At 45.3% G+C, this 14,834-nt stretch carries 16 protein-coding genes; 7 read left to right on the top strand and 9 right to left on the bottom strand.

The features are described 5' to 3' along the window. Positions 1-76: 76 nt before the first annotated feature. Positions 77-931, bottom strand: coding sequence for a co-chaperone DjlA (djlA, locus tag R7040_RS09385; RefSeq protein ID WP_005383076.1), 855 nt, complete (start codon positions 929-931; stop codon positions 77-79). 266 nt (positions 932-1,197) lie between these two features. Here djlA and lptD point away from each other — a divergent pair, with 266 nt between their 5' ends. The 6 genes from lptD to apaH all read left to right on the top strand — a co-directional run bounded on the left by lptD (position 1,198) and on the right by apaH (position 7,958). Beyond that, the gene (gene lptD, locus R7040_RS09380) at positions 1,198-3,543 is read left to right on the top strand and encodes an LPS assembly protein LptD (protein WP_318096707.1); all 2,346 of its coding nucleotides are present in this window, start codon (positions 1,198-1,200) and stop codon (positions 3,541-3,543) included. A gap of 59 nt (positions 3,544-3,602) precedes the next feature. After that, positions 3,603-4,886, top strand: coding sequence for a peptidylprolyl isomerase SurA (surA, locus tag R7040_RS09375; RefSeq protein WP_005379672.1), 1,284 nt, complete (start codon positions 3,603-3,605; stop codon positions 4,884-4,886). Continuing rightward, a complete protein-coding gene (gene pdxA, locus R7040_RS09370; protein ID WP_005383085.1) occupies positions 4,876-5,874 on the top strand; it encodes a 4-hydroxythreonine-4-phosphate dehydrogenase PdxA in 999 nt (332 codons plus the stop codon). The genes surA and pdxA overlap by 11 nt, the downstream gene beginning before the upstream one ends. Next, positions 5,871-6,680: a 16S rRNA (adenine(1518)-N(6)/adenine(1519)-N(6))-dimethyltransferase RsmA gene (gene rsmA, locus R7040_RS09365; protein ID WP_005379669.1), complete on the top strand. Its 810-nt coding sequence runs from the start codon at positions 5,871-5,873 to the stop codon at positions 6,678-6,680. Before pdxA ends, rsmA begins: the two co-directional genes overlap by 4 nt. 75 nt (positions 6,681-6,755) lie before the next feature. Further along, positions 6,756-7,136 carry a Co2+/Mg2+ efflux protein ApaG gene (apaG, locus tag R7040_RS09360; RefSeq protein WP_005379668.1) on the top strand — a complete coding sequence of 127 codons (381 nt, stop codon included), beginning with the start codon at positions 6,756-6,758 and terminating at the stop codon, positions 7,134-7,136. A gap of 15 nt (positions 7,137-7,151) precedes the next feature. Beyond that, complete coding sequence (apaH, locus tag R7040_RS09355; protein WP_169644226.1) at positions 7,152-7,958, top strand: bis(5'-nucleosyl)-tetraphosphatase (symmetrical) ApaH; 807 nt, start codon at positions 7,152-7,154, stop codon at positions 7,956-7,958. Between the two features lie 257 nt (positions 7,959-8,215). Here the strand turns inward: apaH and folA are convergent, their stop codons facing one another. The 6 genes from folA to rplU form a co-directional block, all read right to left on the bottom strand. After that, complete coding sequence (gene folA / locus R7040_RS09350) at positions 8,216-8,695, bottom strand: type 3 dihydrofolate reductase (RefSeq protein ID WP_132936736.1); 480 nt, start codon at positions 8,693-8,695, stop codon at positions 8,216-8,218. 9 nt (positions 8,696-8,704) lie between these two features. Continuing rightward, the gene (locus tag R7040_RS09345) at positions 8,705-9,178 is read right to left on the bottom strand and encodes a threonine/serine exporter family protein (RefSeq protein ID WP_053306852.1); all 474 of its coding nucleotides are present in this window, start codon (positions 9,176-9,178) and stop codon (positions 8,705-8,707) included. Next, positions 9,178-9,978, bottom strand: a complete 801-nt coding sequence (locus tag R7040_RS09340) for a threonine/serine exporter family protein (RefSeq protein WP_005383089.1) — start codon at positions 9,976-9,978, stop codon at positions 9,178-9,180. Before R7040_RS09340 ends, R7040_RS09345 begins: the two co-directional genes overlap by 1 nt. Positions 9,979-10,173: 195 nt before the next feature. Next, a complete protein-coding gene (gene cgtA, locus R7040_RS09335) occupies positions 10,174-11,349 on the bottom strand; it encodes an Obg family GTPase CgtA (protein WP_005383091.1) in 1,176 nt (391 codons plus the stop codon). 212 nt (positions 11,350-11,561) lie between these two features. Then, positions 11,562-11,819, bottom strand: a complete 258-nt coding sequence (rpmA, locus tag R7040_RS09330) for a 50S ribosomal protein L27 (RefSeq protein ID WP_005383095.1) — start codon at positions 11,817-11,819, stop codon at positions 11,562-11,564. Positions 11,820-11,839: 20 nt separating this feature from the next. Further along, a complete protein-coding gene (gene rplU, locus R7040_RS09325) occupies positions 11,840-12,151 on the bottom strand; it encodes a 50S ribosomal protein L21 (RefSeq protein ID WP_005383096.1) in 312 nt (103 codons plus the stop codon). A 256-nt stretch (positions 12,152-12,407) separates the two neighbouring features. Here rplU and ispB point away from each other — a divergent pair, with 256 nt between their 5' ends. Next, complete coding sequence (gene ispB, locus R7040_RS09320; protein WP_005383097.1) at positions 12,408-13,379, top strand: octaprenyl diphosphate synthase; 972 nt, start codon at positions 12,408-12,410, stop codon at positions 13,377-13,379. A gap of 94 nt (positions 13,380-13,473) precedes the next feature. Here ispB and R7040_RS09315 read toward each other — a convergent pair whose 3' ends face one another. Further along, positions 13,474-13,665 carry a hypothetical protein gene (locus R7040_RS09315; RefSeq protein ID WP_005379661.1) on the bottom strand — a complete coding sequence of 64 codons (192 nt, stop codon included), beginning with the start codon at positions 13,663-13,665 and terminating at the stop codon, positions 13,474-13,476. Positions 13,666-13,778: 113 nt separating this feature from the next. Continuing rightward, a complete protein-coding gene (gene mdh / locus R7040_RS09310) occupies positions 13,779-14,714 on the bottom strand; it encodes a malate dehydrogenase (protein WP_005379660.1) in 936 nt (311 codons plus the stop codon). Positions 14,715-14,834: the final 120 nt, after the last annotated feature.

Raw genomic sequence — 14,834 nt, 5'->3', positions numbered from 1 at the left:
ACTCAAAGACTAAGACATGAAAAAAGGGCACTGAGTGCCCTTTTTTACATCCAAATGTTTGATAGAAAACGTCCGGCTACTTAAAGCCTTTAACCTTCTTAATAAGATCGTAAGCGTTTTGAATCTCTTGAGATTTCTCTTTCGCGACGTTCATCATCTCTGGTGGTAAACCTTTAGCCATCAATTTGTCCGGGTGATGCTCGTTCATCAATTTACGATAAGCACGCTTGACGGTTTTACTGTCGGCATCTGAAGACACATCCAGAATTTTGTACGCGTCAGCCAGTTGATCTGCTTGTGAAGCTTGTTGCCAGCTACCACCAGAAGATTGGCCTTGATGCTGACCATGAAAACCGCCCTGGCTTTGGAAACGAAATGCGGCTTCTTGCATTTGCAAACGACGCTCTAATTGCTCAGAAGAGAAACCCAAACCACGTGCAATTTTGTGTAGTACATTTCGTTCACTCGGGTGGATTGAGCCATCTGCAAAGGCCGCCGAGATTTGCAGCTCTAAGAAAAATTGCAACAAGTCAAAGCGACCAGCTGTCGAAATTTTCACACGAACAAGAACATCTTCTAACGGAAAGTCGCTGTCTTTACCTTCACGAAACGCGTCTTGCGCTGCGCGACGCTGTTCGCCATGCAAATTCATGCGGTCCATCATGGCAGAAGCCAGTTGGATTTCCTCTTTGGTGACTTGGCCTTTCGCTTTTGCCACATGTCCCATTACCGCAAACGCCGCTTTAAAAAACTCTTCCTGGCGTTGAGCTTGACTTGGCCCTTTTCCAAAGCCGCCAGTAGAGAACCCGGCTTGACTCAAGCGACGTGCTTTATCGAATTGATGGCCAATAAATAAGCCAAAGAGTAAACCTAGCGGCCCGCCAAGTAACAAGCCAAAAAAGGCACCCAGAATTTTGCCAAAAATATGCATTATGTGTTCTCTATCAATGAATTTTTATCGACGACGGCGGTCTTATAGTGCCGGATGCAACGATTTCCTTTATGATAATGGAATTAGTTTTATTTCGGCTAGGCCATTTCGCCTGCTTATCTTTGCAGCTATTTTGTCGTCATTATGCCACAGTGAATCAATACGCTGGGATAAATGCGACTATAGTTGATTCATTTGGCTATTACGCTAGGGTACAACAAGCCCTATAGCCATCGAGTAGTAGTGACACAGGAAAGTTCAATTCAATGCAACATTTCTCCCGCACATTTTTAGCGGCCTCTATCAGCACCGCCTTGTTTGTACCCACCACTCAAGCTGAAGCGAATATCCATGATAGTGTGCAGGAAATGCCCGCCACAGATCAATGTTTGGTCGATACAAGTGGCGAGGAGGACGCTCTTAATACCCCAGTAGTGGTAGAAGCTGACACCCTGCAAGCCATCAATGGTGACAAAGCTCAGTACTCAGGTAATGTACAAGTCACCCAAGGCCAGAAGAAAATTACCGCAGATAGCGTAACGCTGCACCAACAAGACAACGTCGTGGTTGCCGAAGGCAACGTGACTTTCAATGACGGCCAAGTCAAAGCTCGATCTGATCGTGTTACTAACGACATTAATCAAGATACGTTTTCACTTGAGAACACCGATTATCAGTTCCTTTGCCAACAAGGCCGAGGCACTGCAGCCTATATCGCTCGCACAGGTCAGTCGGTTTATGAACTCGAAGATGGCTCTATCACATCGTGCCCTCAAGGCGATAATTCATGGCGATTGGTTGCGTCAGGCATCGATGTTGACCAAGATGAAGAGACAGCGACGCTGCACCATCCTCGATTTGAAGTGTTAGATGTGCCTGTTTTCTATGTGCCGTATCTAACCATGCCAATTGGAGATACGCGTAAAACGGGTTTCCTCTTCCCTTCTTTATCGTACGGTTCTAGTGATGGTATGGAAGTCGAGGTGCCATTCTATTGGAACATCGCGCCTCAATATGACATGACACTCACCACGCTCTATATGCAGCAACGTGGTACAAAACTCGATACTGACTTCCGCTACCTAACAGATGGTTGGGGAAATGGAGAAATCAAAGGCGAATACCTCAATAGTGATCGCAAATATCAGGACGAGTCTCGTTGGGGCTACCAAGTTAAACACGACGGTATCATCAATAAACAGTGGATAGTCAAAGTCGATTACTCAAAAGTGAGTGATATTGATTACTTCCTCGATCTCGACTCCGACATTGGTAACCGTGAAGATGGTCAACTGGTTCAAGAAGGACAAGTACAATATCGTTCTGACTTCTGGGATGCCTCGTTAACCGTTCGTGACTTCCAAATCTTATTGAAAGAAGAGAACCGCCCTTATCGCCTGCTTCCTCAGTTAGACTTGAACTACTACACGCCGTTGTGGGGAGATTACCTTAACTTTGACGTGAAGAGCCAAGTCAGCCGCTTCGATACGAGCGATGCTGCGCGACCAAATGCGACCCGTGTTCACATTGAACCAGGGCTTACATTACCACTCTCAAACTCATGGGCAACGTGGACAACAGAAGCGCGTGTGCTCTCTACGTATTACTCTCAAGACTTAACGGGTTTGACAGATGTAAACTTGCAAAACCAGTTGGATGATGAAGTTTCTCGTGTTATTCCTGAGTTCCGTACGCATGCGCAACTTTACTTAGAGCGAGATACAAGCTGGATCAAGGGCTACACACAAACACTGGAGCCTCAGCTGCAGTACTTGTACGTACCTGAAGAAGATCAAACCAACATCTACAACTACGATACCACCTTGCTACAAACCGACTACTACGGGCTATTCCGCAGTCGTAAGTACAGTGGCATTGATAAAATCGCCTCGGCGAACCAGTTAAGCTACGGTGCGAGTACTCGCTTCTTTGATGATGACTATAAAGAGCGTCTTAACGTTTCATTTGGTCAGATTTACTACTTCGATAAAAAGACCAAACTGAGCAACAGCCCAAATCTTCCGGATGAGACAACCAATTACTCATCATGGGCAATTGAAGCTGATTTCAACTACAACGATTACTTGTTCTATCACGGTGGAATTCAATACGATATTGATTTGAGCTCCATGCAGTTGGCAAACAGTACCTTGGAATACCAATTCAACGGCGGCTTTATTCAGGGTAACTATCGCTACGTTACGCGTGAATACATCGAAGATACGATCATTCTCGAAAACCTAGACACAATTACTCGTAAAGGTATTTCTCAAGCAGGTATTGTAGCGGCCTACGAGTTCAACCCGAACTGGTCTGCGAGTGGTCAATACTACTACGACCTCAATGAAAATGCGGACCTAGAATGGTTAGCGAGCCTACGTTACCAATCTGACTGTTGGTACATTGGCGTCACTTACTCAAACCAATTGCTTGGTTGGGAAGACCAAGCTATCGGCAGCACCGGGGCATCACCTGAATACGAAAATAACTTCAGCGTTAACTTCGGTATTCAAGGCTTTGCGACCAACCAGCGTGAATACACTGCTGTCAAAGAACTGGATGGTTCTGACAACGCGATTAAGTACGGCCGCCCATTCTATCTGAACAATTAATCAAAATAGGCGTCTTAAATGAATAAGACGCCTATTCAAAAATACTGACGGAATTTTAAATGAAAATTTGGAAATCAATCTTATTCACGACCCTACTCTCTTGCGGAGCGGTTGCAGCACCAGTAGAGATCGATAAGGTTGCGGTCATCGTGAACGACGGTGTAGTTCTACAAAGCGACATCGAAACAGCGATGAAAACGCTGCAAGCCAACGCACGTCAAAGTGGAAAGAGCTTACCTTCTACCAGCGTATTAAAAGAACAAGTTGTTGAAAAACTTATTATTGACACGTTGCAAGGCCAAGAAGCAGACCGTATTGGTGTGCGTATTGACGACAACCGTTTAAACCAAGCGATTGCAGAGATCGCACGTAATAATGAGCAATCGGTAGAACAACTCGCTGCTTCTGTAGAAAGTGAAGGTTTAAGTTACCCAGAATTCCGCGAACAAATTCGTAAGGAAATCGCCGCATCAGAAGCTCGCAATGCACTGGTTCGTCGCCGTATTAATATCCTTCCAGCAGAGGTCGATAGCCTTGCTGAGCAACTATCACAAGAAACCAATGCGACTGTTCAATACAAAATTGGACACATTCAACTGCGCTTCTCTGACGATAAAGAAAAATCTGCTGTAGAAGCAGAAGCTAAAGCGCTCGCGAAAAAGCTAAACGAAGGTGCAGACTTTACGGAGATGGCCTACACCTACTCAAAAGGTCCTAAAGCTTTACAAGGTGGTGACTGGGGCTGGATGCGTAAAGAAGAGATGCCAACCATCTTTGCTGATCAGATCAAGATGCAAAACAAAGGCAGCATTATTGGTCCATTCCGTAGTGGCGTTGGTTTCCACATCCTAAAAATAGAGGATGTAAAAGGCCTAGAAACGGTTGCGGTAACGGAAGTAAATGCGCGTCATATTTTGATTAAACCAACAGTGATTCTGAGCGACGAAGGGGCGAAGAAGCAACTGAATGAATTTGTACGCCGCATCAAAGCCGGTGAAGCAACGTTCGCTCAATTGGCAACACAATACAGTCAAGATCCTGGCTCGGCAGCACAAGACGGTGAGCTAGGTTATCAAACACCAGATCTTTACGTGCCAGAATTTAAGCACCAAGTAGAAACTCTGCCAGTTGGCTCAATCAGCGAACCGTTCAAAACCGTTCACGGCTGGCATATCGTTGAAGTGTTGGATCGTCGCCAAGTTGACCGTACTGACTCAGCGATGAAGAACAAAGCTTACCGTATTCTATTTAACCGTAAATTTAATGAAGAAGCGGGCGCATGGATGCAAGAGCTACGCGCAAGTGCGTTTGTTGAAATCGTGGATGACAACAATGACAACTAATACAATTCGTAGAATTGTCGTAACCGCAGGGGAACCTGCGGGTATCGGCCCAGACTTAGTGCTTGCCCTATCGAAAGAAGATTGGGCGCACCAAATTGTCGTCTGTGCCGATAAGAATATGCTGACGGAGCGAGCCAAGCAGCTTGGCATCGAAGTCCAACTGTCTGATTACAATCCAGAAGAAGCACCTAAAGCACAAAAAGCGGGCACGCTTATCGTTGACCATATCCAAATATCGGAACCTGCGGTCGCAGGCGAGCTCAATGAAGCGAATGGCCACTATGTACTAAAAACGCTAGAAAGAGCGGCTTTAGGCTGTATGAATGATGAATTTGATGCTATTGTCACCGGCCCTGTTCATAAGGGGGTGATTAATCGCGCAGGTGTTGCATTCAGTGGTCATACTGAATTTTTCGCCGAGAAGTCACAAACGCCGCTAGTCGTAATGATGCTAGCAACGGAAGGACTACGCGTGGCGCTGGTTACAACACATATTCCTTTAGCTTATGTGTCCAAAGCTGTCACCGAAGAGCGATTAGAAAAAATCATCGATATTCTTCATAAAGACCTTGTAGAAAAGTTTGCTATCGCACAACCAAACATCTACGTTTGCGGGCTTAACCCTCATGCTGGCGAAGATGGCTGCTTAGGTCGTGAAGAGATCGAGACCATCACTCCGACACTGGAAAAAATTCGACAAGAAAAAGGTATCAACCTGATCGGCCCTCTGCCGGCTGATACCATTTTCAATGAAAAATATTTAAATGATGCTGATGCTGTTTTAGGCATGTACCATGATCAAGTATTGCCAGTATTAAAATACAAAGGCTTTGGTCGTTCAGTAAATATTACTCTTGGTCTACCTTTTATTAGAACATCGGTGGACCACGGTACTGCATTAGATCTGGCAGGGACAGGTCAAGCGGATACAGGGAGTTTCCGAACAGCGCTCACGCATGCGATAGATTTGGTAGAGAAGAAACAATGAGAAATGATGTCCATTTAGGACACAAAGCGCGTAAACGTTTTGGTCAAAACTTCCTGAACGATCCATACATTATTGATGGAATCGTATCAGCGATTAACCCAAAACCAGGTCAAAACCTGGTTGAAATCGGTCCTGGTCTTGGTGCAATCACTGAGCCAGTAGGTCGTGAAGTAGATAAGTTCACAGTTATCGAATTAGACCGCGATCTGGCGGAACGCCTACGTACTCACCCTGAACTGGCAGATAAGTTGACCATCCATGAGGGTGACGCTATGCGTTTTGACTTCACTCAACTAGTGAAGCCAAACAACAAGCTGCGCATTTTTGGTAACTTACCGTACAACATCTCTACACCATTGATGTTCCACCTTTTCGAGTTCCATAAAGACATTCAAGACATGCACTTTATGCTGCAAAAAGAAGTGGTAAACCGCTTAGCCGCCGGCCCTGGCAGCAAAGCTTACGGCCGTTTAACGGTAATGGCTCAGTACTACTGTAAAGTGGTACCGGTACTGGAAGTACCGCCAACGGCATTCGTTCCACCACCCAAAGTGGATTCTGCCGTTGTTCGTTTAGTGCCTTACGAAGAGCTGCCATGCCCGGCGAAAGATCTGCGTTTGCTCGATCGCGTTTGTCGTGAAGGCTTTAACCAACGTCGTAAAACAGTTCGTAACTGCTACAAATCGTTGTTAAGCACAGAAGTACTAGAAGAGCTAGGTGTTAATCCAAGCATGCGTCCAGAGAACCTGACGCTAGAACAATTCGTCGCAATGGCGAACTGGCTTGCGGATAACCCGCAGCACTAAGAACTCAAACAATGAGCCAAACCCTTGTAGGTTTGGCTTATTATTATTGGGATATTACGTTTCTGAGGAGTGCACATGGACGTCATTCAACCTTGCATCAAAATTCAAGTTCACACCAAATACATCGAAGAACAGTCCAACCCAGAGCTACAACGCTACGTTTTCGCTTATATCATCACCATCAAAAACCTTAGCCAACAAACCGTACAGTTAGTGAGCCGCCGCTGGCTAATCACAGACTCGAATGGCAAGCAAATGACGGTTGAAGGTGACGGAGTGGTAGGCCAGCAGCCCTTTATTCCAAGCAATGATGAATACACGTACAGTAGCGGAACCGCGTTAGAAACCCCTGTCGGCGTTATGCAAGGACACTACAAAATGCTGGATGAGAAAGGGCAAGAGTTCATCACCGAAATCGAACCATTTCGCTTGGCTGTTCCAAATGTTTTAAATTAGTAAATTGGAGATTCAGTGGCTACCTATATTGTTGGTGACATCCAAGGCTGTTTTGATGAATTGCAGCGATTACTAGAAAAAGTATCTTTCTCTGCGAAAAAAGACCAACTTTGGCTTGCTGGTGATTTGGTCGCCAGAGGGCCTAAATCACTAGAAACGTTACGCTTTGTGAAGTCACTTGGCGCAAGCGCAATCGTGGTGCTTGGTAATCACGACCTTCACCTTCTCGCAGTGGCTCACGGGATAAAAAAGGTCAAAGACAAAGATAGAACCGCACCTATTTTCACGGCCCCTGACAAAGAGGAACTACTGACATGGCTAGCTCAGCAACCTCTAATGGCCGAGCATGACGAGTTCGTGATGTGTCACGCTGGCATATCACCGCAGTGGAATCTAAAAACAGCGAGAAAGTGTGCCCGTGAAGTTGAGCGCATCATCCAAAGTGAAGAGCTGCCTTGGCTATTAAAAAACATGTACAGCAATCAACCTGATTCCTGGGATGACTCTCTACAGGGTTTGGACCGATACCGTTATATTATCAATGCTTTTACGCGGATGCGCTTTTGTTTCCCTGATGGTCGTTTGGATATGGATTGTAAATTGCCACCGCAACAAGTTTCCGGTAACGAACTTATTCCATGGTTTGAGGTGCCTAAACGTATCCACTTAAACAAAGCGGTGCTCTTTGGGCACTGGGCTGCACTGCAAGGTTATATGAACAACGAAGTCATCGGGCTAGATACTGGCTGTGTTTGGGGCGGAAGCCTAACCATGATCCGTTGGGAAGATAAGAAAATTTTTACTCAGGATGCGTTAAGTTAAACACTGAATAACAGTCGATAATCCATAGTAGGAGGAATACCTGTCACTTAACACCTCCTGTAGGGTCATTCCAACGAGCCTTAACGAGACTAGGAATCTAATATCCTCGCGCTGCGAATAGATAGAAATACCTTTGACAACAAAGTACTCGTATAGAGGCTCCTGAACCTCGCTCGTTCGTCGCTTTTCAGGATGACGGTAGGTTGGGATGACCGCTCGCTGCTATACGAACGGCATTACCCCGTTTTAATCTCGAATTACTTCTCTAACACCGTAAAACGCATGTTGTAGGCGTTCTTCTCATCGGCTTGATACATTTCTGAGTAAGTTTCCTTAAACTCGTCTCCCCAATCTGGGAACTGAGTATCACCATCAATGGCCGCTTCAATGTGTGTTACATACAGTTTATTGGCCATAGGCAGACAAGATGCGTAAATCGCACCACCACCAATGATCATCACTTCTTCCACGTCACCAGCCACGTCCAAAGCTTGCTCAATCGATGTTACGGTAGTGACGCCTTCGATCTTTAGTGTCTCATCACGGCTAATAACAATATTCAAGCGACCAGGTAAAGGGCGACCAATAGACTCATAGGTTTTGCGTCCCATCACAACCGGTTTTCCCATGGTACAACGCTTAAACCAAGCGAAATCGGCGGGAAGATGCCAAGGCATTTGATTGTCTTTGCCAATGATGCGATTGTCGGCCATCGCGGCAATCATACTAATGATCATGTTAGGTCCTTATACAATTGGTCTGCGGCGATAGAATAACAGCCCTGGAACCGCAAGACCAACAGCTAAACCTGCAATAATAAACATGGCCTTAAGAAAGTTTTCCATACAGGTTGCGACAAGCTCGGGTGAGTAGCCAACATGATTGATTTCTACCATAGCGATCATTGCTTTGTACGCAAACACACCCGGCACCATCGGGATCAAAGCAGCCACAGTAAACACTTTTGGATGCGCGAGAAAACGGTGAGACCAGTACACACCAATCATCCCAACTAACGTCGCGGCAAAAAAGGTTGCCCACTCAATAGGAATGCCAAACTGCATCATCAAGTAGCGGCTACCATGACCAATCGCACCACCAACAGCGCAATACACTAAAGCTCTTTGTGGCACGTTAAAAACCAATGCAAATCCTACGGCGGGAATCGCCGCAAAAAACATGTCATTCAACAGGCCAAACATCAATTCAAATAAACTCATTAGATTGCCCACCCCCAAATTCCAGTTACACTCATCGCAGCAACGATCCCCAAACATGTCGCCAACGTTAGTAAACTAGCCATCACAAATCGAGCAATCCCCATATTAATGTGGCCTTTCAACATATCTGCGACAGAGTTAATGAGTGGGAAACCAGGTACAAGCATTAATACTGACGATGCCATTGCTACGGTAGGTAGATTACCGATTTGGTAAATTTCCGCCTGTGCTGAAATTAAGGTAGTCACAAAAGCGGTCGCAGCAAAGTTCAATAGAGGGTTGAAATGACGATGACCAATTTCTTGGCGAACGATCATGCCACCAGCTGAAGCTAAAAAGGTCATGATGAAGACTCCCCAATCACCACCAGCTAGATGACTGAATGCCGCACAAGACAAGCCAATCATAAACACCACCAACCAGCGGTTATAACGCTCTGGACTGATAGCGTTCAGCTTTTTCTGCGCCATGGTTGCATCGAGCAAACCACGCTCCATCATGATACAGATTCGTTGAATTTGCGTAATAACGCGCATATTGATGCCACGATCAGCGCAGCTTCGGGTGGTGGTGATGCAATGCCCATCCATTACCGTCGTCACAACCAATGCATTAGCTGATAGTGCTACCGCAACTTCATTCACCCCACAAGCAAGGCCAATACGACGCATAATATCGCTCACAAGAGTACTTTCAGCACCATGAGCAAGTAGCATTTGTCCGGCTTGGGCGACAAGACGAGAAATCGATCGTTGAGTAGATACCGCCAACTCTCTAGGCGGTATGGTTTCTAGAGTCATAAATAAGTCTAATTCCTTTTAGGGTGTTACTCATTCATACGCGCGAGGGCCAAACTAACCCTCAAAAAACACGACGTATCGGTTATTGTGCCGTAAATCACATCACCTAAATATGATTTAGATACAAAAAAAGCCGCAATAAATAATTGCGGCTTAATGAATTATAGGCAAACAGGCATTGTTTGACCGTTCTGATTAGTCACGAACGTAGACAACGTGACCGTCATCTTCTTCATCGTCCCAGTCATCCCAATCGTCGTCGTCATCTTCAGTGATAACGTCTTTACCCGCCATCGCATCTTTATGGTAATCATCCCACATGAAGTTAACTTTATCTTCTTCAGCCACTTCTTCCTCTTCGCGAGGTAGGTTATCCATAAAGTCAGCCAGTTTGTAACAAAGCTCTTTAGTACCGTTACGATTGATCGCCGAGATCTTAAAGTACTCGTCTTCCCAACCTAGTGCGTCTAAGATTTCTTGGATCTTCTCATTCGCTTCTTCTTCAGGCATTAGATCAACTTTGTTGAACACTAACCAGCGCGGCTTACTTGCCAGTTTCTCGCTGTATTGTTCTAGTTCATCAATGATCGTCAATGCATTTTGCACCGGATCGGACTGATCAATTGGCATAATATCGATCATGTGCAGCAACACTCGACAACGCTCTAAGTGCTTCAAGAATCGAATACCAAGGCCAGCGCCATCTGCTGCACCCTCGATCAAACCAGGGATGTCTGCAACAACAAAACTTTTCTCTGGTACGACACTTACGACACCCAAGCTTGGGATCAAAGTCGTGAATGGGTAATCAGCGACTTTCGGTTTTGCTGCTGATACTGCGCGGATAAAGGTTGATTTACCGGCATTAGGTAGACCAAGCATACCCACATCAGCAAGAAGCAATAGCTCAAGGCGAATTTCGCGTACTTCACCTTTTGTACCCAATGTTCTCTGACGAGGCGCGCGGTTTACTGAAGATTTGAAACGCGTGTTACCTAGACCGTGCCAACCGCCTTTTGCGATCATCACTTTCTTACCGTGTTCAGCAACTTCCGCCACGATTTCATTTGTGTGGATATCCACAGCGCGCGTACCCACAGGTACACGAAGAACGATGTCTTTACCACGCTTACCTGTACAGTTACCACCGCGGCCGTTTTCACCACGCTCAGCTTCGTAGAAGCGCTGGAAACGGTAATCAATCAGGGTATTTAGGTTTTCATCGGCTTGGATATAAACATCACCACCGTCACCGCCATCACCGCCATCAGGGCCACCTTTAGTGATGAATTTTTCACGCCAGAAACTGACAACGCCACTACCGCCATCACCAGCCTGAACTTTTACTACCGCTTCATCTACGAACTTCATCTTTTACTCCGACTACTTCGTGCGTGGATTAAATCTTACTATGTCATCCGACAATTTTAGCAGATGACAGATCTAAGCTCCCAGATTCAAATCGCTTAGGATCTTAGCGAGAAACTTCGATATGTCGACTGCCACAAATAAAAAACCCCGCCGATTCGGCAGGGCTTTTGAATTCAGCTTAAAGCTATTAAGTAATTTGGTTAAAAACCTAATTACTCAGCTTCGATGCTTACAAACTTACGGTTCTTAGGACCTTTCACTTCGAACTTCACTTTACCTTCAGTAAGAGCGAATAGAGTGTGGTCTTTACCGATACCTACGTTGTTACCAGCGTGGAACTTAGTACCACGTTGACGAACGATGATGTTACCTGCAAGTACAGATTCACCACCGAAACGCTTAACACCTAGACGTTTGCTTTCTGAATCGCGGCCGTTACGAGTAGAACCACCAGCTTTTTTGTGTGCCATTGTTAAACTCTCCTAATAGATTAAGCGTTGATACCAGTGATCTTCACTTCAGTGAACCACTGACGGTGACCCTGTTGCTTACGAGAGTGCTTACGACGACGGAACTTAACGATTTTAACTTTATCGCCACGACCGTGTTGTACAACTTCAGCAACAATTTTGCCGCCCTCTACAAGAGGAGCACCAACTTTGATGTCTTCGCCGTTAGCAACAAGAAGAACTTTATCAAATTCTACAGTTGCACCAGTTTCAACGTCTAATTTCTCTAAACGAAGAGTTTGACCTTCGCTTACACGGTGTTGTTTACCACCAGATTGGAAAACAGCGTACATATTTTACTCCGCTTTTTCCGCACAGCCTTTCTTGAGGGTGTGCGCTAAACTAATCATCAATAGGGCGCAGATTCTACAGAATAGATGCTCCTATGACAAGCCATATTTTGAAAAAATTGGCGAAAAGCTAATCGCCAAAGAAAAGTGCGGCAATCATGCCCTTTAGTAATGTATTAATCAACGTTTTTTAGTGTATTATTCGACAATTATATAAATCGAATAAGCCTTGCAGGGTCTAACTTCAGCCGGATATACGATGGATTTTAAAACTATCCAAGCGCTTACTGCCGATGACATGGCAAAAGTGAATGAAACAATTCAAGCCCAACTTAATTCTGATGTCTCTTTAATCAACCAGCTCGGTTTTTATATCGTGAGTGGTGGAGGCAAACGTCTAAGACCGCTTTTAGCGATACTGTCAGCCCGTGCACTTGGTTACCAAGGCAATGGTCATACAATGGCAGCTGCGTTTATTGAGTTCATCCATACAGCGACTTTGCTGCATGATGACGTGGTAGATGAATCAGACATGCGCCGTGGTAAAGCCACTGCGAATGCAGCATTTGGCAATGCGGCTAGCGTATTAGTTGGGGACTTTATCTATACACGCTCATTTCAGATGATGACAGAACTAGGATCCATGAAGATCCTTAAACTAATGAGCAATGCCGTAAACGTGATCGCCGAAGGTGAAGTACAGCAGTTGATGAACTGTAACGACCCTGACACGACAGAAGAAAGCTACATGCAAGTCATCTACTCTAAGACTGCGCGCTTATTTGAATCCGCAACTCAAATCGGTGCAATCTTAAATGATGCTCCTGAGCATGTGGAAATCGCAATGCAAAATTACGGTAAGTATCTAGGCACTGCGTTTCAGCTCATTGATGACGTCATGGATTACACTTCTGATGGCGAAGACATGGGTAAAAATGTGGGTGATGACTTGGCCGAAGGCAAGCCAACTTTACCTCTACTCCATGCTATGCGTAATACCACACCAGAAAACGCCATCATGATTCGTGAAGCGATTGAGAAAGCGAATGGCATGGATCGCTTAGAAGAAATTCTTGCGGTCATGAAAGAAGCAGGCTCTCTGGAATACACAACGCAAAAAGCTCTAGAAGAAGCAGACAAAGCAATCGCAGAACTATCAGTGTTGCCAGAGTCTGAATACAAACAAGCGCTTGTTACTCTGGCTCATGTCGCAGTACAACGCACGAAGTAATCAATAGCTACCCATAACGCAAGACTTATAGCAAAAAGGAAGAGCATGCTCTTCCTTTTTTACGTTTGATACCTAATGACGACGCCCCGAGGCGCTAGTAATATCTGTCACTACCGCCATGCAGTTGTGGATCATCTTCTATTTCATCAAAGCTAACGGCGAGCTGCTGTTCAGTCCCTTGTTTGGACAACAATACTGTCTCTGCTTCATGATCGACCACTAATATCGTACCGACGCCTTGTTGGCACTCAACAACCATGCCTTTACGGATTCGACTCGCTTCCATCATCTTCTCCTTCACTACGTGGTTTTATTCGACCATTTTTACGAAGTTGAGAAATCAAGGATCAAAAAAGCCGATCAAAATGATCGGCTTTCTTCTTATATAGGCTTTCTAGATTACTTTGCGAATTCAACACCAATGTTGATGTCGCCATTTAGTGTTTCTAGCATACCGTCTAATGCAGACTTTTCGTAATCGCTGAGTTTGCCGTAGCTTAGTACTTCTTCAACGCCTTCTTTACCCAGTTTCACAGGTTGCGCGAAGTACGTCGCGTGTTCGCCGTCGCCTTCAACGTAAGCGCACTCAACTACGCCTTCTTCACCTTGAAGAGCACGAACCAGAGACAGACCAAAGCGACATGCAGCTTGGCCCATTGATAGTGTTGCACTACCACCACCCGCTTTCGCTTCTACAACTTCAGTACCTGCATTTTGAATACGTTTCGTTAATGCTTCTACTTCTTCAGCTGTAAACTCAACACCTTCTACTTGAGACAGTAGAGGTAAGATCGTTACGCCAGAGTGACCACCAATTACTGGCACGCGAACGTCACCTGGATCTTTGTCTTTTAGCTCAGCAACAAACGTTTCTGAACGGATAACATCCAACGTTGTTACACCAAATAGACGACGCTTATCATAAACACCCGCTTTTTTAAGAACTTCAGCAGCAATTGGCACTGTTGTATTTACAGGGTTTGTGATGATACCAACACAAGCTTTCGGACAAACAACCGCAATCTTCTCCGCTAGCGATTTAACGATACCAGCGTTTACATTAAATAGATCCGCACGATCCATACCTGGCTTACGCGCAACACCAGCAGAAATTAGCACAACATCCGCGCCTTCTAGTGCTGGAGTAGGATCTTCACCAGCGTAACCTTTGATAGAAACTGGCGTAGGGATGTGGCTAAGATCAGCGGCCACACCAGGAGTTACTGGAGCAATATCATATAGGGCTAGATCAGAACCAGCAGGAAGACGGTTCTTAAGTAGAAGGGCCAGGGCTTGACCGATGCCACCAGCGGCACCAATAACGGCTACTTTCATGTAGTTCTCCTTGAGAGTATTTCTCTTATAAACGTATTCGTAGGGTAGTTTGTAACCAACTTAAATAAAGCTATCGGAATCACAACTTGATTACAATCAATTAACGCTAGCTTTGCGACC

Source organism: Vibrio sp. 1069 (assembly GCF_033340555.1).
This window is presented reverse-complemented; position numbering and strand designations above follow the sequence as displayed.

Excerpts from the sequence above, each read along its gene's own strand:
- rsmA (WP_005379669.1), top strand. The coding sequence starts at position 5,871 with ATGAGAAATGATGTCCATTTAGGACACAAAGCGCGTAAACGTTTTGGT.
- mdh (WP_005379660.1), bottom strand. The coding sequence starts at position 14,714 with ATGAAAGTAGCCGTTATTGGTGCCGCTGGTGGCATCGGTCAAGCCCTG.
- R7040_RS09315 (WP_005379661.1), bottom strand. The coding sequence starts at position 13,665 with ATGGAAGCGAGTCGAATCCGTAAAGGCATGGTTGTTGAGTGCCAACAA.
- rplU (WP_005383096.1), bottom strand. The coding sequence starts at position 12,151 with ATGTACGCTGTTTTCCAATCTGGTGGTAAACAACACCGTGTAAGCGAA.
- surA (WP_005379672.1), top strand. The coding sequence starts at position 3,603 with ATGAAAATTTGGAAATCAATCTTATTCACGACCCTACTCTCTTGCGGA.
- R7040_RS09345 (WP_053306852.1), bottom strand. The coding sequence starts at position 9,178 with ATGAGTTTATTTGAATTGATGTTTGGCCTGTTGAATGACATGTTTTTT.
- cgtA (WP_005383091.1), bottom strand. The coding sequence starts at position 11,349 with ATGAAGTTCGTAGATGAAGCGGTAGTAAAAGTTCAGGCTGGTGATGGC.
- apaG (WP_005379668.1), top strand. The coding sequence starts at position 6,756 with ATGGACGTCATTCAACCTTGCATCAAAATTCAAGTTCACACCAAATAC.
- djlA (WP_005383076.1), bottom strand. The coding sequence starts at position 931 with ATGCATATTTTTGGCAAAATTCTGGGTGCCTTTTTTGGCTTGTTACTT.
- lptD (WP_318096707.1), top strand. The coding sequence starts at position 1,198 with ATGCAACATTTCTCCCGCACATTTTTAGCGGCCTCTATCAGCACCGCC.
- folA (WP_132936736.1), bottom strand. The coding sequence starts at position 8,695 with ATGATCATTAGTATGATTGCCGCGATGGCCGACAATCGCATCATTGGC.
- rpmA (WP_005383095.1), bottom strand. The coding sequence starts at position 11,819 with ATGGCACACAAAAAAGCTGGTGGTTCTACTCGTAACGGCCGCGATTCA.
- pdxA (WP_005383085.1), top strand. The coding sequence starts at position 4,876 with ATGACAACTAATACAATTCGTAGAATTGTCGTAACCGCAGGGGAACCT.
- ispB (WP_005383097.1), top strand. The coding sequence starts at position 12,408 with ATGGATTTTAAAACTATCCAAGCGCTTACTGCCGATGACATGGCAAAA.
- R7040_RS09340 (WP_005383089.1), bottom strand. The coding sequence starts at position 9,978 with ATGACTCTAGAAACCATACCGCCTAGAGAGTTGGCGGTATCTACTCAA.